Annotated in this window: 21 protein-coding genes; 13 read left to right on the top strand and 8 right to left on the bottom strand. The window is 40.0% G+C overall.

From position 1 onward, the window contains the following. Positions 1 to 94: 94 nt before the first annotated feature. Complete coding sequence (locus C9J48_RS11595) at positions 95 to 982, bottom strand: LysR family transcriptional regulator (RefSeq protein ID WP_006229616.1); 888 nt, start codon at positions 980 to 982, stop codon at positions 95 to 97. A 99-nt stretch (positions 983 to 1,081) separates the two neighbouring features. Here C9J48_RS11595 and C9J48_RS11590 point away from each other — a divergent pair, with 99 nt between their 5' ends. After that, a complete protein-coding gene (locus tag C9J48_RS11590) occupies positions 1,082 to 2,479 on the top strand; it encodes an MDR family MFS transporter (RefSeq protein WP_006229617.1) in 1,398 nt (465 codons plus the stop codon). Positions 2,480 to 2,673: 194 nt separating this feature from the next. Beyond that, complete coding sequence (locus tag C9J48_RS11585; RefSeq protein ID WP_006229618.1) at positions 2,674 to 3,444, top strand: DmsC/YnfH family molybdoenzyme membrane anchor subunit; 771 nt, start codon at positions 2,674 to 2,676, stop codon at positions 3,442 to 3,444. A gap of 85 nt (positions 3,445 to 3,529) precedes the next feature. On the opposite strand, the gene C9J48_RS11580 is transcribed toward C9J48_RS11585, so the two are convergent. After that, complete coding sequence (locus C9J48_RS11580; RefSeq protein WP_006229619.1) at positions 3,530 to 4,069, bottom strand: hydrolase; 540 nt, start codon at positions 4,067 to 4,069, stop codon at positions 3,530 to 3,532. A gap of 280 nt (positions 4,070 to 4,349) precedes the next feature. Here C9J48_RS11580 and C9J48_RS11575 point away from each other — a divergent pair, with 280 nt between their 5' ends. The 3 genes from C9J48_RS11575 to C9J48_RS11565 all read left to right on the top strand — a co-directional run bounded on the left by C9J48_RS11575 (position 4,350) and on the right by C9J48_RS11565 (position 8,059). Continuing rightward, on the top strand, positions 4,350 to 5,297 hold the full coding sequence (locus C9J48_RS11575; RefSeq protein ID WP_006229620.1) for a LysR family transcriptional regulator: 948 nt from the start codon (positions 4,350 to 4,352) through the stop codon (positions 5,295 to 5,297). A gap of 182 nt (positions 5,298 to 5,479) precedes the next feature. Continuing rightward, on the top strand, positions 5,480 to 6,589 hold the full coding sequence (locus C9J48_RS11570) for an NAD/NADP-dependent octopine/nopaline dehydrogenase family protein (protein ID WP_006229621.1): 1,110 nt from the start codon (positions 5,480 to 5,482) through the stop codon (positions 6,587 to 6,589). 63 nt (positions 6,590 to 6,652) lie between these two features. Continuing rightward, complete coding sequence (locus tag C9J48_RS11565) at positions 6,653 to 8,059, top strand: YfcC family protein (RefSeq protein WP_006229622.1); 1,407 nt, start codon at positions 6,653 to 6,655, stop codon at positions 8,057 to 8,059. A 125-nt stretch (positions 8,060 to 8,184) separates the two neighbouring features. Here C9J48_RS11565 and C9J48_RS11560 read toward each other — a convergent pair whose 3' ends face one another. The 3 genes from C9J48_RS11560 to C9J48_RS11550 form a co-directional block, all read right to left on the bottom strand. Further along, positions 8,185 to 9,705, bottom strand: a complete 1,521-nt coding sequence (locus C9J48_RS11560; RefSeq protein ID WP_006229623.1) for a PhnE/PtxC family ABC transporter permease — start codon at positions 9,703 to 9,705, stop codon at positions 8,185 to 8,187. Positions 9,706 to 9,814: 109 nt separating this feature from the next. Further along, entirely contained in the window at positions 9,815 to 10,354 is a 540-nt protein-coding gene (locus tag C9J48_RS28355) for an ATP-binding cassette domain-containing protein (RefSeq protein WP_006229625.1), read from the bottom strand. Continuing rightward, a complete protein-coding gene (locus tag C9J48_RS11550) occupies positions 10,354 to 11,202 on the bottom strand; it encodes a putative selenate ABC transporter substrate-binding protein (protein WP_006229626.1) in 849 nt (282 codons plus the stop codon). The genes C9J48_RS28355 and C9J48_RS11550 overlap by 1 nt, the downstream gene beginning before the upstream one ends. Before the next feature lie 176 nt (positions 11,203 to 11,378). Between C9J48_RS11550 and cyaB the strand changes: the two genes are divergently transcribed. Further along, positions 11,379 to 11,927 (top strand): class IV adenylate cyclase, encoded by a 549-nt coding sequence (cyaB, locus tag C9J48_RS11545; RefSeq protein ID WP_006229627.1) that lies wholly within the window; start codon positions 11,379 to 11,381, stop codon positions 11,925 to 11,927. Positions 11,928 to 12,033: 106 nt separating this feature from the next. Here the strand turns inward: cyaB and C9J48_RS11540 are convergent, their stop codons facing one another. Together C9J48_RS11540 and C9J48_RS11535 are read right to left on the bottom strand one after the other, a co-directional pair. After that, positions 12,034 to 13,140, bottom strand: a complete 1,107-nt coding sequence (locus tag C9J48_RS11540; protein ID WP_006229628.1) for a M20/M25/M40 family metallo-hydrolase — start codon at positions 13,138 to 13,140, stop codon at positions 12,034 to 12,036. 142 nt (positions 13,141 to 13,282) lie between these two features. Next, positions 13,283 to 13,615 (bottom strand): DUF3392 domain-containing protein, encoded by a 333-nt coding sequence (locus C9J48_RS11535; RefSeq protein WP_006229629.1) that lies wholly within the window; start codon positions 13,613 to 13,615, stop codon positions 13,283 to 13,285. A gap of 194 nt (positions 13,616 to 13,809) precedes the next feature. Between C9J48_RS11535 and arfB the strand changes: the two genes are divergently transcribed. The 6 genes from arfB to C9J48_RS11505 all read left to right on the top strand — a co-directional run bounded on the left by arfB (position 13,810) and on the right by C9J48_RS11505 (position 18,047). Then, the gene (gene arfB / locus C9J48_RS11530) at positions 13,810 to 14,223 is read left to right on the top strand and encodes an alternative ribosome rescue aminoacyl-tRNA hydrolase ArfB (RefSeq protein WP_006229630.1); all 414 of its coding nucleotides are present in this window, start codon (positions 13,810 to 13,812) and stop codon (positions 14,221 to 14,223) included. 150 nt (positions 14,224 to 14,373) lie between these two features. Continuing rightward, positions 14,374 to 14,823 (top strand): hypothetical protein, encoded by a 450-nt coding sequence (locus C9J48_RS11525; RefSeq protein ID WP_006229631.1) that lies wholly within the window; start codon positions 14,374 to 14,376, stop codon positions 14,821 to 14,823. A 98-nt stretch (positions 14,824 to 14,921) separates the two neighbouring features. Then, a complete protein-coding gene (locus C9J48_RS11520) occupies positions 14,922 to 15,806 on the top strand; it encodes an aspartoacylase (RefSeq protein ID WP_006229632.1) in 885 nt (294 codons plus the stop codon). 112 nt (positions 15,807 to 15,918) lie between these two features. Next, positions 15,919 to 16,671: a PhzF family phenazine biosynthesis protein gene (locus C9J48_RS11515; protein WP_006229633.1), complete on the top strand. Its 753-nt coding sequence runs from the start codon at positions 15,919 to 15,921 to the stop codon at positions 16,669 to 16,671. Between the two features lie 60 nt (positions 16,672 to 16,731). Next, positions 16,732 to 17,166 (top strand): VOC family protein, encoded by a 435-nt coding sequence (locus C9J48_RS11510; RefSeq protein ID WP_006229634.1) that lies wholly within the window; start codon positions 16,732 to 16,734, stop codon positions 17,164 to 17,166. Then, the gene (locus C9J48_RS11505; RefSeq protein ID WP_107281123.1) at positions 17,160 to 18,047 is read left to right on the top strand and encodes a DMT family transporter; all 888 of its coding nucleotides are present in this window, start codon (positions 17,160 to 17,162) and stop codon (positions 18,045 to 18,047) included. The genes C9J48_RS11510 and C9J48_RS11505 overlap by 7 nt, the downstream gene beginning before the upstream one ends. A gap of 37 nt (positions 18,048 to 18,084) precedes the next feature. Here C9J48_RS11505 and C9J48_RS11500 read toward each other — a convergent pair whose 3' ends face one another. Next, positions 18,085 to 18,402: a DOPA 4,5-dioxygenase family protein gene (locus tag C9J48_RS11500; protein ID WP_006229636.1), complete on the bottom strand. Its 318-nt coding sequence runs from the start codon at positions 18,400 to 18,402 to the stop codon at positions 18,085 to 18,087. Positions 18,403 to 18,609: 207 nt separating this feature from the next. Here C9J48_RS11500 and C9J48_RS11495 point away from each other — a divergent pair, with 207 nt between their 5' ends. Beyond that, the gene (locus C9J48_RS11495; protein WP_006229637.1) at positions 18,610 to 19,884 is read left to right on the top strand and encodes a lipopolysaccharide biosynthesis protein; all 1,275 of its coding nucleotides are present in this window, start codon (positions 18,610 to 18,612) and stop codon (positions 19,882 to 19,884) included. Positions 19,885 to 19,995: the final 111 nt, after the last annotated feature.

Below are 19,995 nucleotides of genomic sequence, written 5' to 3'. Positions count from 1 at the left end.
GCATATATTTAGCTTTATATCAAATTACTGGTTCTAAAATGTCACATTGCGTATGTTTAATGAGCAATCATGCTCGTTAGCTTTTTGTTTGTTTCTATAGTGACTCAAAAGGTTTCCAATGCTCAAAAATAAAGTCGATCAGTGCTTGAGTGCGTTCTGACAGTAGCTTTCTTTGTGGATATAGCAGTGCAACGTCAGATCCTTCCATTTGCCAGTCAGGAAATAATTGAATCAACTCGCCATTCTCAAAGGATTTTTTTGTATACCATTCAGGAAGGCGTGCAATGCCCAACCCTGCAACGGCAGCACGATGGATAGTGTCTAGCTCGTCAGATTGAATGCGTGCATTTGGGATGAACTTTACACTTTCGCCACTAATATGGTTGAACACCCATCGTTGCTGAGGGCTTGGTGATAACAGGTCGTAACGTACTAATTGGTTAGGGTGGGTTAGGTCTGGTTTATCATTTAGATAGTCAGGGGTCGTACATATTACTGATGGGTTATGTGATAAACGTTTTGCGACCCAATCGGAAGCAGGCTGATGACCAAAGCGTAAGGCAATATCAATATCACCGCGAAGATGGTAATTATTTTGATTTCCTAACTGGAAGCGTATTTGTACTTTAGGGTGTAGCTTTGCAAACTCTAGGGCTAAGGGGCCAATTTGGTGCTTGAGTGGAATAATGGGAGCATTGATAACAATAACGCCAGAAAAGTCTTCTTTTTCTTTATCGACGCTTTCAAGTCGAAGGTGAATATCATCAAATACCGTCGAAAATTGCTGAACAAGTAGCTGCCCATCTTTCGTTAAACTCATGTCTTTTGCATGGCGCACTAATAACTTGCGGCCAGTATCGGTCTCAAGTTGTTGTATTCTTCTGCTTAGCGTACTGGTCGGAATGGCTCTTTGTCTGGCGGCTGATGCGAAACTTCCTGCTTTTACGACGGTAAGGAAAAGGTCTAAATCATCCAGTTTCATTTAAGATCCCATTTATGAAATGATGAGGTTCATTATATCCTGTTTTCGTAACGGCAAACTTGTTTTATTTTAGGCTCCGTTTTAGTTATGGGGGAATGTATGTCACCTAAAACAATTTTTACCAGCGTAGCACTTGTTATTGCATTGGGTTCATTAGAAAAAAGTATTGTTACCACACCTTTGCCTATTATTGGGGCGGAATTAAATGCAGGGCAGGCACTCACATGGGTGATTACGGCTTATCTACTTGCAGCGACGGCTGTTTTGCCTGTTTATGGCAAATTAAGTGATATTTTTGGACGCGTAAAAATGCTGAACATCAGTATTTTACTGTTTATTCTTGGCTCTGTTGCTTGTGCATTATCGCAAGACTTAACACAGTTAATTGCCTCACGGGTATTACAAGGCATTGGTGGTGGTGGTTTAATTGCCTTAGCATTCACTGTGATCGCAGATAGTATTCCTGCCCGTGAAGTAGGGAAATACCAAGGCTATATTTCAATCGTTTATGCTGTATCCAGTATTGCAGGACCTTTGTTAGGTGGGTATTTTTCTGAGCAGTTATCATGGCGTTGGATTTTCTGGATCAATATTCCATTAGGCGCTATTGCGGTATGGATGATAAACAAAAACCTAAGGCACCTAAGTGTTAAACGCGCATCAAAGTTTGATTGGAAGGGCGCAGGTTTATTAATGACAGCAACCACATTGTTATTGTTATTAATATCACCAGAAGCCAGCCTTGATGCAACGATTGCCAGCATTGCGTTATTTACCGTTATGTTGCTATTAGTGTGGGTTGAACGAAAAGCGGCAGACCCTATTTTACCAGTAAGATTGGTATCGTTACCGGGCTATGTTATTAGCGTGCTTTTGATTTTATGTTCCCAGTTATTGATGTTTGCAGTATTGGTTTACCTTCCGCTTCAAATGCAATGGCAAAAAGGGATGACAGCGTCAGGCAGTGGCCTGTTGATGATGATCTTTATGTTTAGCATCACAACAGGTGCCTATTTTGGTGGTAAGCAAATTGCTAGAAAAGGTTACTATAAGCGCTTTGTTGTTGTCGGATTTTTACTCTCGGCAATTGCGTTATGGCTATTACACTTTGACCTGTATTTATCAGCGGCATTGGCGGCGGCAGGACTTGGCTTAGGGCTTACTCTGCCTGCATTAAGTGTCGTTGTTCAAAACGTATTACCAGCAGAAGATCGTGGTATAGGTATGTCATTGTTTGGCTTTGGGCGAGAACTTGGTGGCGCTATTGGTGTCGCGATTTGTGCCACTATATTTCACAGTCAGGTGCCAGTAGTCGTTGCTGAAGGTAGCGAGAATACACTTGCTCATTTTGACCCAGAGGCGCTAGCACAGGGTTTTAGTATGACTTATGCCGGTATGGCTGTTGTTGCTGTTATTGCCTTTTTGCTCGCTGTGTTTGCAATGAAAGGGCAAGCGTTATCATCAGACATAAAACCACATGCAGTAAAAGACAAATAGCCTAACAGTTGATGATTTGTATGTTGCAGCATAACGGCTAATCACTCATGTCTTAAGGCATGAGTGTTATTCTCGCATCTCTTATCATAATCAGGCAGAATGCTTGGCTTTATTTCTAGTACTCATTTTCAATGTATGCAGTCTTAATGTGTATATTGTAATGATCTGCCTATTGCACAATGACGAGGTGTGTCATGTATTGGTCTGATTGGCCGTTTCTCTTATCTAGCGCGTTAACACAATTAACAATAGGCGCCTTTATTGTGTTGGCATTTGTCATTCTTAGCGGAAAGTTATGCTTTGGGCAAAGCGATCGTGTACATAAAACTATGCCTGTGTTTTGGCTTCTGTTATTCGTTGCTTTAACATTACGTGAAGCAAGCTTAATGGTAGACCAAGTTTACTCAGTCTATACGTTTGGCACTGAAGTACTCATGGTAACGGTATTTTTTATACTAGCCAATGTGTATTGGTTTGCTGAAAAAAACTTATTTAGCTCTGATCGATTCAGATCTCTGCTATTGATTGTGGCATTAGTGAGTGGTTTGGCTTATTTAGCACATGGTTTAATTGTAAGAACTGAGCAATGGTTAATTGCCAGTCATTTCATTGCCACGACATTGTGCGGCGGAACGCTGTTTGCTCATACCTTGTTGGTGAAGGCTGAACATAAAGTTGAAGAGGTTAATCGCTATCTTCCTATTACTGGTGCTGTGATTGCGGTGATTTGCTTACTAACAGGGTTGCCGCAAGTGGGGGAGCTAGCAGCACGTGTCGACAGCCACAGTGAGTTAGGTCCATTTATTGCACAGGTTATGAGTTTAGGCTTGTTATTAGCAGCAGTGGGTGTATGGCTAATGCCGTTACTAACGCGTAGTAAACCTGTGTTAGGTATCATGACTTTTGCACTTACCTTAATGCTATTATCATCATATTTAGCAGCTGTAGGTTATACGCTGGTTTGATATTTTAATTAAGCGACTTAATGAACGGTTCGTCTTGATGGTGAACCGTTCGTTTTGTTCTTACATCCAATAACAAGATAAAGCGTTACTTTATAATCTTCAATATTTGCTTGAATCGCTCACCTTGTGCTACTGCTTGTAATTCAAATAGCACCATTTCAGTACAAGATAGCTGTGCGCCTGCTTGCTGCATTTTGTTCAATGCAATCGTCTTATTTTGTACATTTCTTGATGATACAGCATCGGTAATCACTTCTACGCCATAACCGGCATCTAATAAATTTATCACCGTTTGATACACACAAATATGTGCTTCAATACCAACAACAAGCACATTTTTACAACCCGTTGCTTCTAATGCAGAGACAAATTCAGCCGTTTGGTATGCGCTGAATGTATTTTTCACAATAGGTTCTTTATTGGGAAGGTTATCTGAAACTTCTGCAATAGTACCACCGAGCTTATCGGGTAGCTGTTCAACCCAAAGAGTGGGTAAATCGAGAATAGCAGCACCTTTAACCATGGTTTCTAAATTACTGAATAGGGCATTTTTATCAGCCATGATTTGAGCCAGCTTGCCTTGAACATCAATGATCACGAGTGCGGTATTGTTAGCATCAAGCATAGTATTGTCCTTATTGAAGCGTTGTAATTCAGATCCTTAAATCTGTTTTAATATTTATCATACTACTATTTTTATGATTGACTATTAGACTTTAGCTAAATATATAACCCGTTGAATTTAAATTGAGCTATGAATCGTTCACTCAGAATAAACGGTGTTATTCGGTTCACCTTTTCAGTATGAATAAATTAATCAATACGCTAAATCTATTGGTTGCTTCAATGTAATTATAGTCTTGTTCTGTTAGCGTTAGTCACCCAAAAATTACAGCCCGCTTCTTATGAAATTAACGCAATTAAATGCATTTAAAGCTGTTATTGAATGCCAAACAGTTACTGCCGCCGCAGAGCGACTCAATTTAAGCCAACCCGCTGTAAGTCGCCTGCTTTCAGGGCTTGAACAACGTTTGGGTTTTAATTTATTTATCCGTAAGGGTAACCGGTTAGTCTTGAGTGACGAAGGTGAGGCGTTTTACTTAGAAGTCGCAAAAGTCTTTGAGGCTGTGTCAGGTCTTGATAGCGCAGCGGATTCTATTCGAGCACATCGTTTTGGTAGCTTAAATATTGCCGCGATGCCCTTGTTATCAAATGCTTTCCTTCCGCGTATCTTAGCGACTTTTTTAAAGCAATCGTCACGGATGAAAGTCGGTTTTAAAACGTATCGTTCTGAAGATGTGGTTCGTCGGGTACAAAGTCAAACAACGGATATTGGTTTTGCATTTATTGATGAGCAGCTCGCGGGTGTTAAAGCACAAAAAGTAGAAAGTGAATGCGTGTGTTTGTTACCTGCATCATCACCTTTAGCCAATAAAATGTCGATCGATATCCATGATATTGCAGATCAGGTACTTATCCGTCATGAGAAAGACATTACGCAGCGGCGTATTGATCAGTTATTACGCCGTTATAATTTATCGACTATCGAGCATATAGAGGTGTCATTAGCGAGTACCGCTGCTGCATTGGTGCGTGAAGGTGTTGGTATCGCCATCACTGATCCCTTTACGGCTCATATGGCAAGCGAGCATTGTGATGTTGTAATGCGTCCGCTTACGTTCTTACTGCCTTTTGAATTCGATATCTTATATCCCGCCCTTAAGCCGATTCATCGTCATGCAGAGTTGTTCATAGAACAGTTTATGTTGCTAGCCGATGAAATGAATATCTACCTAAAAATTGGCTCTATGCGCGATTTAAACAATGATGATACGGAGATACATCACAGTTAACCTTGTGTTGTGTGTTAGAACTATTTACTTTTAAATTTGATAATTATCATGCCTTTATGCTTATTGTGTTTGTAGAGTATTACATTTTTGCATAGTGCTGAAAGGGTTTAGCATTGGTCAATATTCATTGTCTTTCTTAGTCTGATTTCAATATCACACAAACAGAAAAATAAGGAAGAATGATGTCCAATCGAGTCTCTATCATTGGGTCTGGTAATGCAGGGTTAACCGCGGCGTATCACTTTTCATTACATGGCGCGAAGGTGTGTTTATACGGGGCAATAGGTTTTGATCAACCGCTTACTGATATCGAACAACGTGGCGGTATTGAAGCATTAAGTTCATTTAATGATGTGTCATTGGCTTATGCTGGTTTCCAAGCCATTGATACCATTAGCCGTGATTTGGCTGAAACCGTTGCGTATTCTGATTTACTGATTTTACCTGTTCCTTCATTTGCACAAGAACCGTTATTCATTGAAATGTTACCGCACTTGCGTGACGGTCAAATAGTGATGTTAATGCCGGGTAATTATGGTTCATTGGTGCTTAATCGTATTAAAGCAGAGCAGGGTTATGGTGATCTCGATATCACTTTTGTGGATGCAATCTCAATTCCATGGGCAACTCGTATTGTTGGTCCTGCAGAGCTTGCGATTCTGGGAATGAAAGAGTTTCTACCTGTTGCCGCTTTTCCTGCCTCTAAAACAGATGACGCTATCGCTAAATTGCAACCTGTGATGCCATTACCATTAAAAAAACTCGATAATGTCATTAATGCTGGTTTAGAGAACATCAACTTTGGTGGGCATCCACTGCTTACAACTTTGAGTATGGGGTTACTTGAAAATTTTGATGGGCAGTTTAACTATTACAAAGATTGCTGTTCTATTTCAACAGCGAAAGCGGCAGCAGTAATGGAAAGTGAGCGTATTCAGATTGGTAAAGCATTAGGACTTGAATTAATCCCTGAGCTTGATGCTATGAATGCGTTGTATGCAATGGAATGTGACAATGTGTATGAAGTGAACCGTACATCAGAAACACATGGAAAACTGAATAGTGCCCCTAATTCAGCGTCTAACCGTTATATCACGGAAGATGCTGCTTACCTTTTAGTGCCTTGTTACGAATTAGGACAGTTGACAGGAGTGAATACACCGCTCGTGACATCATGTCTGCATATTGATAATGCCTATAACGACACTGACTATTTTAAAGAGGGTCGCACCTTAGAAAAAATGGGATTATCAGACATGTCAGTAAAAGAAATCATGGACTTTGTTGCATAAATAAGAAGGTGGAATACCACCCACAATATGGGGCTCTGAGCCCCATTAAATAAGGACATCCTAATGACGAAATTTAAGTTTCCCTCTGCCTACACAATTTTAATGATCTTAACCGTTTTAATGGCCGCGCTGACTTGGATAATTCCAGCAGGGCAATACCAAATGGTGATGAATGAAACCCTCGGTAAAATGGTACCGTTAGTGGGTTCATTCGAAACCGTTGCTGCTAATCCGCAGGGTATTGTTGAAGTATTGATGGCTCCTATTCAGGGTTTTTACGATCCAGCTAGCTATGCAGCTCGTGCTGTTGATGTTGCACTATTTGTATTGGTAATTGGCGGGTTTCTTGCCGTTGTGACCCGTACCGGTGCTATTGATGCAGGTATTGCTGGCACAATGAAGCGTTTAGATGGACGTGAAAAGTGGATGATTCCTATTCTTATGGGATTATTCGCAATGGGTGGGACTGTTTATGGCATGGCGGAGGAAACTATTCCTTTCTATGCTTTGTTAATTCCAGTAATGATCGCTGCGGGCTATGACAGTATCGTCGGTGTTGCCATTATTATGGTGGGAGCAGGCATTGGTTGCTTAGGTTCAACCATTAACCCATTTGCAACGGTTATTGCATCGAATGCGGCCGAAATCAATTTTATGGAAGGCATTGTTTTACGCGCCGTTATTCTCGCATTAGGCTGGATCGTTTGTGTGGTTTATGTAATGCGTTATGCCGCGAAGGTAAAGCATGACCCATCAGCGTCACTTGTTGCTCATCAAAAAGAAGACAATGAACGTCATTTTTTACACAGTAAAGAACAACAAGCGCCAGAGCTTACTGGTATTCGTAAAGCCGTATTAGCAATATTCGGTTTAACGTTTGCCGTCATGATGTGGGGTGTTTCTATCGCAGGCTGGTGGATGGCAGAACTATCTGCGCTATTTATCGGTGCAAGTATTATTGTCGGTTTTGTTGGCCGATTATCTGAAGTTGAAATTACCGATAGTTTCATTGAAGGTGCACGAGATTTACTGGGTGTCGCCTTAATCATCGCCATTGCTCGCGGTTTAGTGGTCGTAATGGATAATGGCAATATCACACATACTATTTTGAATTATGCTGAAGGTCTTCTAGGTGGTTTACATGAAATCGCCTTCATTAATGCGATTTATTGGATTGAAGCGGTACTTTGTCTTGTTGTTCCATCATCTTCTGGTCTGGCTGTTCTTTCTATGCCAGTACTTGCACCGTTAGCTGACTTTGCAGGGGTTGGACGCGAGCTTGTTGTAACGGCTTTTCAGTCAGCATCTGGTTTACCTAATTTAGTAACGCCAACATCGGGCGTGGTAATGGGGGGCTTAGCTATTGGTCGTGTAGCATACTCATCTTGGCTTAAATTCATTGGCCCTCTAATTGGAATACTGAGCTTGATGGTAATGGCGTTGCTAAGCTTGGGTGTTGTAATTAGTTAAGTGATTAATTGTGTACTGAACTGAATAAAGTTGGTCCAATACTGTAGTGGCGTAACCTTATCGGGTTACGCCCTTTGCTATTAAGAAGGGGGCGCTTAAACTTTTACGCTGCTTTTACGCTGCTTTTACGCTGCTTTTACGTTTAGCTTTTTACGAATATGGCGTGAAAAGGAATCAATGCCAATGCAGAGTAATGCAGTGATGACAATGTAAAACATAGCCCGATCAAAGCGCATCTCTTCAAAAGCAGAGTCGATATAAAAACCGAGTGTTGTTACCCCTAGTATTCCTAATATCGCAGTTTCCCGCATGATGACTTCCCATCGATAGAAGATAAAAGCAAGAAAGCTACTGTATATTCTGGGTAGTACTTCATAGAAATACAGTGAAATTGCGTGCCCTTTGATGACTCTGCCACTATTGATTCCGTTATGTTGGAGTGGAGCATCTGGGCGTAATTTTAGGGCATTGGCTAGTTCCGCAAGTAAAAAGCCAATTAAGCCTCCGTTATGAATAGCAAGCGCTAATACGGCAGGTAGCATTGAAGGGCCAAGCAATAATAGAAAAATAAACGCAAGGATCATTTCTGGGGTCGAACGTAATACAACTAATATTCCTTGCCCCATTATTCGACCGGTAAATCCAACAAAGAGTTTGACGGTTAAAGGGAATACGAGCAGTGCGATAATGCCAGTAGTAACCAGTGCAAGCTGCGTCAGAATCAGCGTATTCACGATACCTTCAAATACTTCACCTGTTAATAATGACCAATACCAATTCAGGGTTTGGTTTATCACATTAAGATCAATATCTGCTGCATAGCGCAGAGGCGATGGCCAAATATCTGAGCCAAAGAACCGAGTAAAGTTGTCCCAATTAACTTGTCCGAATGCCGGTAAATAAAACCATGCAGCGGCAATATAGATGGGTAACAGTTTTGCTTTTAACCAGACGTTAATAGAGATAATTAAGAGATAGAACAGCAATAGCAAAGCACCAGCTTGAGAATAATTCCCTTGGCTGAACGCACTTTCTAAATGAAAGCCTAAAGTCGGTATGCCAACGAATCCGAGTATGGTGCTAGAACGCAATGCACATTCAAAACGGTAGCGGGTATAGCTAATCAAATGGCTTTTAACCAGTGAAAGCTTTGTATAAACAAATACACTGAGAATATCTGCTTTTTTGGAAACGGTTTTGGCTGGCGTTGTGTCTGCTTGTTCAAATATCTCGGCGTAAACTTTGGCAAATGTGCAAGCATAAGGAAGCGATATAGCACACAAGGCTGTTAGAGGGTCTAATCCAAACAGCTGTAAAAAGATCAGTGCCCAGAACAATTCATGAATGGAACGAAAGAAAGCACAAAATATCCGTACAATCCGGTATTTAAAAACCAAAGCAAGAAAAAAGCCAAAGAAAGCCCCAAATGTAACTCCTAGCAATGCGATGCTTACCGTAAAAAATAGCGCGTCAAGGATATATTCGGTTGCAAAGAAATCGGGTGTAATAAAACCGACAAACATCCTACCCATTTCTGTCCATGGGTCGATAGTTGAGATTTCTAAATCGGCTGATAGCGTTAATGCTAACGCGATAATAACAAAGATGAAACTCAGTTTACCCTGAGCATAACCAGAGCTATTCATTATGATTGGTATAGAACATTCAGTGCTGCAATATCGAGCTGGCTGGTGGGTTTATCAAACTCAATTTTACCGTCTTTAAGACCAATAATACGGTCGAAGCAGCTTAGTGCTAGGTGTCTGTCATGAATAGCGACGACAAGGGTATGGTGAGATTCACAAATATGCGAAAGCAGTGATTGTGCTTGTAACGGGTCAAGGCTTGAGACGGGTTCATCACCCATAAATACAGGCTTATTCCGATATAACGCCCGCCCAATTGCGACACGCTGGCGTGACCTCCTGATAATTTATCGATAGATGTTCTCATTTTATCGCGTAAGCCTAACGTGTCTGCAATTGCTGCTACCTCGTTCCATTGCTGAGGTTTGATAAGGTTCCATACATTTTGGAATACGTTGAATTGTTCTAACCGTGCCATATAAATATTGTTATAGAGACTTAGTGGTCCTACTAGGCCATGGCTTTGCGGGCATAGGGCGGTTTCTTCGTAAATAAGAGAATGTAACTGGTTGAGTAATGTTGATTTACCCGCACCACTAGGGCCAATAAGTGCGACTTTTTCACCGCTTTCAATGGATAACGATATATCGTGAAGAACTGGGTTATGTTCATAACCCAGTTCTGCATTTTTAAGTTCTAATAGCGCCATTAATCTATAATACCAATAGAACGTGCAACATTTTCAACGGGTTCAAAATCTTTGTTACTGGCAGGAATGAAACTTTGGCGAGGAAAGCTAGCTAATAGCTCTGGGTCGTTCATTTCAAGTAGTGCTTGTGTAACTTTTTGTTTGAAGTCGGCACCAAATTGCTCGTTAACGTCACCTCGGATCGTCCATTGATAATCAGGATAAGTAGGGGTTTCCCAAATAATGGCGATTTTACTGCTATCTATTTTTCCGGCTTTCAGTTCATTTTCCCATACTTTATAGTTCACAGCGCCAACGAGGTAAGCACCAGATTGTACTTGGGCAATTGTACGGCTGTGGTCGCCAGAGAAACCAACACGTTTAAATACTTTCTGAGGTGATGTTTTGAAAAACTCACGGAGGTAATATTCTGGCATTAAACGACCCGACGTCGAACCTTTAGAGCCAAAAGTGAAAGTTTTTCCTGCTATATCTGCTGGGAAGTCGTCTGATTGTTTTAATCCAGTCGAAGTATGCGCAATAAAGTATGTTTTAAAAAATTGATCTTCATATCCTTGTGCTATCGCTTCAGAGCCGGGTACGAGTTGGCGAGCGTGCACACCAGAAAGACCACCAAACCATGCTAATTGTACTTGGTTGTTTCTAAAGGCGGTTACTGCCGCAGCATAAGACTTGACTGGAATATACTTAATTTCGACGCCGGTTTCTTCACTTAAATAGGCGGCAACTTTATCAAAGCGTTCACGCAATCGGCTTTCGTCTTCATCAGGAATCGCTGTAAATGTAAACGTTTGTGCATAGCTTACACAACTGATGCCTAATAAAAACAGAGCCATAAGGGCTTTCATTATTCAATCCTTTAAATATAAAATTGTTGATCATACACAAAGAGCTATTCACCACATAGCTTTAATCATATTTCTATGCCTCATCGTGTTTTCAAGTGAGGCTTCACGTCATAAATCAGACTTCACGCTATAATCATCACGCTATATTACTAATGTTATTTTCAATGGATCGCAGCATGACAGAGCACTTTAAAGGCAAATACGAAGTAGAGTTGAAATACAAATTAACTTCAAAAATACAGTTCTTATCATATTTACAGGCCATGAATCCAGAGATTATGTTGGAAGATAACCTTGAACATGATTGCTATTTTGACTTTGTAGGCGGCAGCCCGCTAAAAGAGCAAAACAAGAGTGTTTGTATTCGTAATATGCAGCCATCTGGCATTAAATTATGGATTGTAAAAGGCCCTGAAGCCGATAGGTGTGAGGCGGTAAATATTACCGATAGCGATAAAGCAAAAAGCATGTTGCTAACGATGGGGTTTAACCTAGTTTTGGAATTACAGAAGACCCGCAGCATCTATTTTATAGGTAAATTTCACGCAACTGTTGATCATTTAAAAGGGCTGGGGGATTTTGCTGAACTTGCTATCATGACTGACGATGAATCAATGCTAGATCAATATAAGCAAGAATTACTCGAGTTGGCAGCCAAGCTAGGATTGACGGATGCACAATTGGAAAGCCGCTCTTACCGCGAGATGCAAACACTGCAAGGTTAGAAGTATTAGATAATATATTCATTGCAAAGAAAAACCGGACAGCTAGTTTTATTCTAGTTTGTCCGGTTTATTCATTTCTGTTTACTTATGTCAATATAACGGCAAGTTAGCGCGTTAAATAGGTATACATAAAGTCAGTGATGCTCACCATATCGGCAATGGCAATATATTCTTCAGTGGTATGTACCTTTGCCATACCTGTTGAAAGGTTAACTGTTTTTAACCCTTTTTCATTGAAGATGTTTGCATCGCTTCCGCCACCAGTAGAGTTGGTTTTAGGCTCAACACCATTAGCAGAGAAAGCCGCTTTTATATCATCAATAAATACGTCGTTATCATCAATGTTATAAGCGTTATATGCACGAGTTGATACGATATCGATTTGTGCACCGTGTTTTTCAGCCGCTGCTTCAAATGTTGTTACCATGTGTTCAACTTGGTTCGCTAATTTCACATCATTCAAAGAACGCGCTTCTGCTTCGATATATAGAGCAGGCATAACTATGTTAGTTGCTTGGCCGCCTTGAACAACACCAATGTTTGCTGTTGTTTCTGCATCAATACGAGATAGCTTCATTTGGCCAATTGCATCAGCAGCAACGGTTAGCGCATTGATCCCCGTTTCTGGTGCTAAACCAGCGTGGGCAGGCTTGCCTGTGATATTGATCTTTAGATTTTGCTGACCAGGTGCTGTTGTAATAATAGTGCCGATAGCGCCGCCTGAATCAAGCACAATAGCTTCTGTCGATTTAACGAATGACATGTCGAAGTGTTTTGAACCGTGCAAACCACCTTCTTCATAGACAGTGAAGGCGATCTCGATAGTCTTATGGGGTAAATTGTTAGCTTTGATACAACGAACCGCTTCCATTATCGCGGCAATACCTGATTTATCATCACCACCAAGAATTGTGTCACCCTTCGAGCTGATAATACCATCGACGATAATTGGCTCTATGTCATTACCTGGTGCAACGGTATCCATATGGCAACTTAGTACAATACTACCTTCAAGCGAGCCTGGTAGCGTTGCGTAAATATTGAAGCCATTTGAAATATTTTCAGGTACTGGTAATTTAGTAACGTCGAAGCCAATACCACCCAGTTGCTCTGCAAGGGTTTCAGCGATAGCTTTCTCGTTTTGGGATTCACTGTTGATCTTAATAAGCTCGATGAAATGTTCGATCAATCTTTCTTGGTTAATGTTAGTCATGATTATGCTTTTTTAGGAACAGGAGTTAGTACTTTAAACTGAAGTAACCCTGTTTTTAGCTGTTTGAGGTCAATAAAACGGTCGATCATACCGATAATTGGTAACAAATTGAGACGTAAATATGTTTTTTAATGAGCGGCGCTTAATAGTGGCGTGTTTTTTGTGCCCATAATCCGATGACAATGAATGTTGTTATTACTGAAGTAAACATCCATTGGCTTGGCATTGTGCTCAATTGGCGGGTTAACCAAGGAGAAACTTTAATGAGAAGCAAACCGTAACCAAATGAATTAACAAGTATAAAAGCACTGGTGCGAAGGAAAATATTTTTACCTGACAAAAGACGACGTAGGAAGTGATTAATATCTGAACCAAAAATAATTAATGAACAAGCGACAATAGTGAGCGAAATCTCACCTAACCAAGGTTTCAAGGTGTGCCCAGCTTGAGCGAGTAGTGAAATAAGAGTATCCATTTATGTTCTCGTAATCCATTGGTTTGAATGATGCGCTACCTTACTGATTTATGATGATAAGTTAAATAATGGTCATGTCGACCTGTACACAAGATCACAGTAAGGTGATATTTGTTTAATTTCTGCAAGAAAGGTTATTTGAAAGCCGTTAACGATTATACTAACCCTGTATTTGAATTGATTATTGAACAACTATGCTTACCATTTCTAATAATGTAGAACTTGCCGATTGGGAAATCGAAATTACGGCTATTCGCTCGCAAGGGGCGGGTGGTCAAAATGTAAACAAGGTATCAAGTGCCATACACTTACGTTTTGATATTAAGCGATCAACATTGCCTGATTTCTATAAAGAACGTTTGTTGAGAATCTCGGATCATCGCATAACGAAAGACGGTGTTATCGTGATTAAAGCTCAGCAATTTCGTACTCAAGAAAAAAATCGGGAAGACGCGTTACAGCGCCTAAAAGAGTTTATTCAAGCGGCCGTTGTTCAACAAAAGGCACGACGTGCAACTAGACCTACTATGGGGTCAAAGCGACGCCGCATGGATAAGAAAACCCAGCGTGGAAATACGAAGTCATTACGCGGAAAAGTGGATCATTAAATCGAAATGAGTATTTATCATGAACACATTTATTATTGTGATAAATACTACAATTTCTTCTTTCATTCAGTAACACTTTTCGCAATTCGGCATGTTTAGGGTTATACATATCTAACTATGTTTATGATTTCGTTGCGTAAGGTAAGCTGAATGTTTGAAAAGAAAACCCTTCAATTGTTACAGCTGTTTTATCGTGAAACGGGCCGTGTACGTTTACTTGATATTGATGCACTGCCCGAACTCGATACGGAACAGCAACAATTGATGCATCAATGGTTAGAAACTAAACGAAACTTTACAATCGCTGATGTTACAACTCAACATTGGATCAAAACATGTAGTGCAGGTTATATCACCGAAGTTATTCTGCACTCAGACGGGCGATTAGAGGAATACACTTTATTTACACGAGTGAAAACAGTGGGTAGTTGGAAGTTAGAGGATGGTGTTATTGAATTGACGATCACAAAAGAGGATAACGATTACAACTGTTCTATTATTGCTAATCGTAATGTGAATATTCATTCAGCCATTGAGTATAAAAATAACGAATTACACTCGTATCTTAAATTAGCCCAGACACTACCGTTATCAGTGTGAATTTATTACTTTAAGGTTAACTTTCGTTGGTATCCAGATTGAAATTGAGTACACTGAAATTATGCTCAATTTTGAATAACTAGTTAAGAGTAACAAGGATGACTAAAATTAACAGTGTTGCCGTTGTTGGCGGTACGCATGGTAATGAATTTAGCGGTATCTACTTACTACGTAAGTGGCAAAATAACCTTAATTTGATATCTCGTGGCAGCTTTTCAGTTCAAACAGTATTCGCTAACCCTAAAGCGCACGAAGAGAATAAACGTTACGTTGATAGTGATTTAAACCGACAATTTGATATTGCTGATCTCGCTAATCTCGATCTGGCTAACTATGAACAAAGTCGCGCTAAGGTTATTAATAGGCAGCTTGGCCCTAAGGGTGATGCTAAAACAGACTTCATTATCGATTTGCATAATACGACCAGTAATATGGGACCATCGTTGATTCTGCTTCAATCTGATGAGTTTAACTGCAAAATGGGTGCTTATGTGAAATCTCGCATGCCTGAAGTAGTTGTTGTATTTGAAGATCATGCCTCTGTCGAAGAACATTACTTTTTAAGCTCTATTACGCCACAAGGTGTGATTGTCGAGATTGGTCCACAACCTCAGTCCGTTATCCGTCAAGATGTACTTGACTGGATGGAAGACATGACGCGTCATATATTGGATTATGTTGATCTACATAACACCAACGCATTGCCAGAATTGTCATCGAGCTATGAAGCATTTGAATATACCGAAACGCTAAAATTACCAGAAAATGAAAACGGCGAGCGAATTGGCATGGTCCACAAAAATGTTCAAGATGGTGACTTTAAACAATTGAATTCTGGCGATCCTATATTCACGCTATTTGATGGCTCTGAAATCTGCTGGGAAGGTGATTATGAAGCCTATCCACATTTCATTAATGAAGCCGCTTATTATGATAATAATTTAGCCATGTCATTAGCGAAAAAGCGAATAGTGGAAATTTAAACCACCAACTTCAAACCCGTATTTAAAAAGGCTCACTAATTTGTGAGTCTTTTGCTTTTTACATGCACTCAATTGATAGTATTTATTGAGTATCTGGCATATAGGAATAGTGATGAGAAAATATATTGTTTTTGGTGCAAGCGTAACATCTGGTGGTAACCTTATGGGCCTTGTTACTCAGCCAGAGAATGCACTCAATTCAGGCGTGCCAGTTACCGTCTTAATTTCAAAGAGTGATATTGCTGATACACACTTTCGTTTCTTTTATCCAAATCATAAAGAATCCCTTCTTTGTGGGCATGCGTTACTGGGGGCAAGTGCAAGCATTGATGCTGAACACTTTTTTGTAGAAACAGGGGCGGGTATTTGTGAAGTAAGAAAAAGATCTGAAACCATCTTTGTGAAACTCGAGAAACCACACCCTGTCGTTTCAACGTTCGACGATACTCTTGATGCTAAATGGTTAGGGCTGGACGGCGGTGACATTGTAACTTATGGGGTGTTTAGTGCTGGTAAGCCAAAGTTATGTATCGAAGTAGCGAGCGTTTCTGTATTGAAAAAAGCAGTTTTCGATTTAGCAATATTAGCCCAATGGAATAAGAGCAAAAACTTCAGCGGTTACGTGCTTTACGTACAAGAAAAAGATGAATTAGGTAATACTCAATACTATGCCCGTGCAACTAACCCTTTGCTCAATATTGATGAAGATTCCGCTTGTGCGGTGTGTTGTGCTGCTTTGCCTATAGAGCAGAAATCCATGTTGCCATTTACAGTCTTAATGGGGTCGCCTGAATTTTGTAATGTGCTTCACCTAGAACACGTCAAACAAGGTATTTGGGTCGGTGGTAAAGTGTTTGCAATATAAAGGTATTGTCCTATCTTCTTTAAACGTTAAGTTCAAAAAGTAATAACAAGGAATGAAGTTATGAAACCAAGAATTAGCATGATTACTCTCGGTGTTAAAGATTTTGAAAAGTCAGTCGCATTCTATCGTGATGGGTTAGGGTTTCCTCAAAAAGAATCGCCACCATCGGTTGCCTTTTTTACTCTAAATGGTACCTGGTTAGGTTTGTATGATCGTGATGCCTTAGCAGAAGATGCCCAAGTGGCTTCTAGTGATAATACTGACCAATCTTTCTCTGGTTTTGCACTTGCGCATAATGTGAAATCGGAAGCTGAAGTCGATCAAGTTTTGGCTGAAGTAGAAGTCGCGGGCGCGACGATTACCAAGTACGGTCAGAAAGTGTTTTGGGGGGGATATTCTGGTTATTTCAAAGATCTTGATGGCTACTTGTGGGAGGTTGCTTATAACCCCTTTTGTTGGATAGGTCCTGAAGATTCAATTGATATCAGATGGTGAAGAGCAATGCTAAAATGCCCAGCCAGCAGGTGTTCATACTCACTGTTATAGCTATGATTGCCTTTGCAGGTAATTCATTATTGAGTCGAGCTGCTTTCTTAGAAACGACGATAGATCCAGCCAGTTTTACTTCGCTTCGATTGCTCTCTGGTTTTATTATGTTGTGGTTGATTTCATTTGTTAATCATCAACCGTACAAAGGTGAGGGCAGTTGGATATCTGCTTGTGCTTTATTTATGTATGCCGCAGGTTTTTCTTTTGCTTATGTCAGCCTGTCGACCGGGATGGGTGCATTGCTATTGTTTGGCGCAGTGCAAGCAACAATGATTGGGCACGGTATATATAAAGGCGAGCGATTAAGTAAGCAACAAGGGGCTGGATTAACTTTGGCGCTAGCAGGGCTTATTGGGTTGTTGTTTCCAGGGCTATCCTCACCACCATTATTCGGCGCTATTTTAATGATGGGAGCAGGCGTGGCTTGGGGGATCTATTCACTACGTGGTAGAGGGGTTGGTAACCCAACGCTTGTTACTACGGGAAATTTTTTAAGATCAATACCGATAGCGCTAGTGTTGAGTGCTCTTTCATTTAAAAATGCTGATATTGAACTGAGTGGACTTTGGTATGCCATAGCTTCTGGTGCGTTAACATCAGGTGTCGGTTACGCGTTGTGGTATTCAGTTTTGCCTTTTTTAAAAGCAACAAACGCCGCTACGATTCAGCTAAGTGTGCCTGTTTTAGCTGCTGTCGCTGGTATTCTTTTTTTGGGTGAAGCGTTATCTTTTCGTTTTATTTTTGCATCTATTGCGATTCTTGGTGGAATCGCGTTAGTACTGATAAAAACATCAAGCAGCACCCTAAAAAATGAAGACAGTAATTGAAAACGGTAAATGTTTTAAAGAGTCGTCTATTTCTGTTCTATTTGAATATATCGACGCGCACTGGGAGTTCTTCACCGAGCCATACAGCGTTATCAGTATGATCTTGTAAATCATTACCTGTATTAGGATGAATAAGTACAGATAACCCCTTACGGTGTTGATCTAACCAGTTAACAAACCCCAGTTGATTATCATTGAAATGTATTTCAAACATTGGCTTATCATGAGGCCCTACTTTATGCATGACGAGTGGGAATATTCTCAAAATATCATCGCGGTTAGCTGTGATTTTATGGTGAAGGTGCGTGGCTAATGATTCTTGGGATAACTCAAAGTAAACATGGGCGTGATACATGCTGCTTTCCTTTTGAATATTTTATAGGGTATATATGTATTTTAACTCTCTGAGGCTCTACATCCAGTAGGCTGAGTTGGTGTTCTTCATCAATTTTGTTGATGTTGATATATCACAAAGAAAAGAGAGTTTATGAAGTAAATACGTTTCAAATGAGAATTAATTTCATTACTATGCAATGGAAGTTAACCCAAAGATGGCACTACCATGGAAAATGATTCACTCTCTCGTCTAAAAAAAGCATTCATTACTGGAGTGTGGGCAACGCTTGCCAGTATTTTAGTTGGTTTCTCGTTTAAGATTTGGTTAGCACAATGGGTGCCTAAAGCTGATTTAGCCCTGTATCACAGTGTTGTTGATATCATTTCCCTCTCTTTAATATTGATGACAGGCTTCCGCTCATCGATGGTAGTGAGTTATTCACAAACGAATAATGATCGAGACATCATCAATATCTTCCGATATAGCTTAATTGCTATGGTATTAATTACATGGGGAGTCGTTATTCCCTATATAAAGCATGAGTTAAATATCAATGTGAGCTACATACAGTTGGTGGGTATCATTTTTGGTATGGGGTTAAAAGTCTATTTTACTAATTTAATTGCGATGTATCGCTTGTACAGTATTTCTAATAAGGTGACTTGGATTGAGCCCATTAGCAATGTGGTAATGTTTGTTACTTGCTATTATGGTTTAGGCTTTGATGCTCTTACTTCTCTCTTTTATGGGTTAACGCTGTCATCTTTAGGTACGGCAGCGTATATGTTTATAAGCCGTCGAAAAGAAATCTCTACACGCCCTTTAGCTGCAGTGCAGCTTGATCCTATGCTAATCAGTTATGTGAAAAAGAGTGTTACAGCATCGCTTGAAGCTGGTGCAAGTATCCTTATGATCTACATCACCGTGTTATTAACGATCAGTCACTTTAGTATCGATGAGTTAGGGGACTTCCAAGTGGTTGTTCGGCCAATATTTACCTATCTTACGATGCTATTCGTTTTTCCTATTTACCGCTTCGTTTTACCTGAGTTAGCTGTATGCGTTCGCGAAGGCAAACATGATCAAATACGGAAAATTAAAAAATGGATCTATAAATTGAGCTTTATCGTTGGGTCTATTTTCTTTTTAAGCATGTTATTTTTCGGAAAAGACATTGTTTTGTTCGTCTTCCCTGATGAATATAAAGGTGCGATTCCTGTATTATTCCATTTCTCAATGTTTTTTGTGTTTTTAATGCTCAATGCTTATCAGTTGGCCTATATTAAAGCGCATGGCTGCTTTACCGAAAGTTTAATTATTCGTTTGAGCGGTATTGTGACCCTTGTTGTTTCTTATTACTTGTTTGCACAATTTACAGCTAACGTTGTGGCGATAATTATTGCACTGTGTACAGGGTATGTTGTGATGTTTATCCTTTCGAGTTTTATTGAAAATAAAATTTTAGCAAGGTATAAAAAAGAAACGTACATACTCGATTAAGTGTGAATTCAACAATATGCTAATTAATGGGTTTGGTATAATCACATGAACATTAATGCGATTAAGCGAAGTATGCAGAAAAAGTAATTTTTTTACGCATGTTATGGATTC

This window comes from Photobacterium profundum, from assembly GCF_003026285.1.
In the GTDB taxonomy this organism is placed as follows: Bacteria; Pseudomonadota; Gammaproteobacteria; order Enterobacterales; family Vibrionaceae; genus Photobacterium; species Photobacterium profundum.
This window is presented reverse-complemented; position numbering and strand designations above follow the sequence as displayed.

What these genes read in the sequence shown, in the direction of transcription:
- C9J48_RS11595 (WP_006229616.1), bottom strand. Translation starts at nt 982, where the DNA reads ATGAAACTGGATGATTTAGACCTTTTCCTTACCGTCGTAAAAGCAGGA.
- C9J48_RS11590 (WP_006229617.1), top strand. Translation starts at nt 1,082, where the DNA reads ATGTCACCTAAAACAATTTTTACCAGCGTAGCACTTGTTATTGCATTG.
- C9J48_RS11585 (WP_006229618.1), top strand. Translation starts at nt 2,674, where the DNA reads ATGTATTGGTCTGATTGGCCGTTTCTCTTATCTAGCGCGTTAACACAA.
- C9J48_RS11580 (WP_006229619.1), bottom strand. Translation starts at nt 4,069, where the DNA reads ATGCTTGATGCTAACAATACCGCACTCGTGATCATTGATGTTCAAGGC.
- C9J48_RS11575 (WP_006229620.1), top strand. Translation starts at nt 4,350, where the DNA reads ATGAAATTAACGCAATTAAATGCATTTAAAGCTGTTATTGAATGCCAA.
- C9J48_RS11570 (WP_006229621.1), top strand. Translation starts at nt 5,480, where the DNA reads ATGTCCAATCGAGTCTCTATCATTGGGTCTGGTAATGCAGGGTTAACC.
- C9J48_RS11565 (WP_006229622.1), top strand. Translation starts at nt 6,653, where the DNA reads ATGACGAAATTTAAGTTTCCCTCTGCCTACACAATTTTAATGATCTTA.
- C9J48_RS11560 (WP_006229623.1), bottom strand. Translation starts at nt 9,705, where the DNA reads ATGAATAGCTCTGGTTATGCTCAGGGTAAACTGAGTTTCATCTTTGTT.
- C9J48_RS28355 (WP_006229625.1), bottom strand. Translation starts at nt 10,354, where the DNA reads ATGGCGCTATTAGAACTTAAAAATGCAGAACTGGGTTATGAACATAAC.
- C9J48_RS11550 (WP_006229626.1), bottom strand. Translation starts at nt 11,202, where the DNA reads ATGAAAGCCCTTATGGCTCTGTTTTTATTAGGCATCAGTTGTGTAAGC.
- cyaB (WP_006229627.1), top strand. Translation starts at nt 11,379, where the DNA reads ATGACAGAGCACTTTAAAGGCAAATACGAAGTAGAGTTGAAATACAAA.
- C9J48_RS11540 (WP_006229628.1), bottom strand. Translation starts at nt 13,140, where the DNA reads ATGACTAACATTAACCAAGAAAGATTGATCGAACATTTCATCGAGCTT.
- C9J48_RS11535 (WP_006229629.1), bottom strand. Translation starts at nt 13,615, where the DNA reads ATGGATACTCTTATTTCACTACTCGCTCAAGCTGGGCACACCTTGAAA.
- arfB (WP_006229630.1), top strand. Translation starts at nt 13,810, where the DNA reads ATGCTTACCATTTCTAATAATGTAGAACTTGCCGATTGGGAAATCGAA.
- C9J48_RS11525 (WP_006229631.1), top strand. Translation starts at nt 14,374, where the DNA reads ATGTTTGAAAAGAAAACCCTTCAATTGTTACAGCTGTTTTATCGTGAA.
- C9J48_RS11520 (WP_006229632.1), top strand. Translation starts at nt 14,922, where the DNA reads ATGACTAAAATTAACAGTGTTGCCGTTGTTGGCGGTACGCATGGTAAT.
- C9J48_RS11515 (WP_006229633.1), top strand. Translation starts at nt 15,919, where the DNA reads ATGAGAAAATATATTGTTTTTGGTGCAAGCGTAACATCTGGTGGTAAC.
- C9J48_RS11510 (WP_006229634.1), top strand. Translation starts at nt 16,732, where the DNA reads ATGAAACCAAGAATTAGCATGATTACTCTCGGTGTTAAAGATTTTGAA.
- C9J48_RS11505 (WP_107281123.1), top strand. Translation starts at nt 17,160, where the DNA reads ATGGTGAAGAGCAATGCTAAAATGCCCAGCCAGCAGGTGTTCATACTC.
- C9J48_RS11500 (WP_006229636.1), bottom strand. Translation starts at nt 18,402, where the DNA reads ATGTATCACGCCCATGTTTACTTTGAGTTATCCCAAGAATCATTAGCC.
- C9J48_RS11495 (WP_006229637.1), top strand. Translation starts at nt 18,610, where the DNA reads ATGGAAAATGATTCACTCTCTCGTCTAAAAAAAGCATTCATTACTGGA.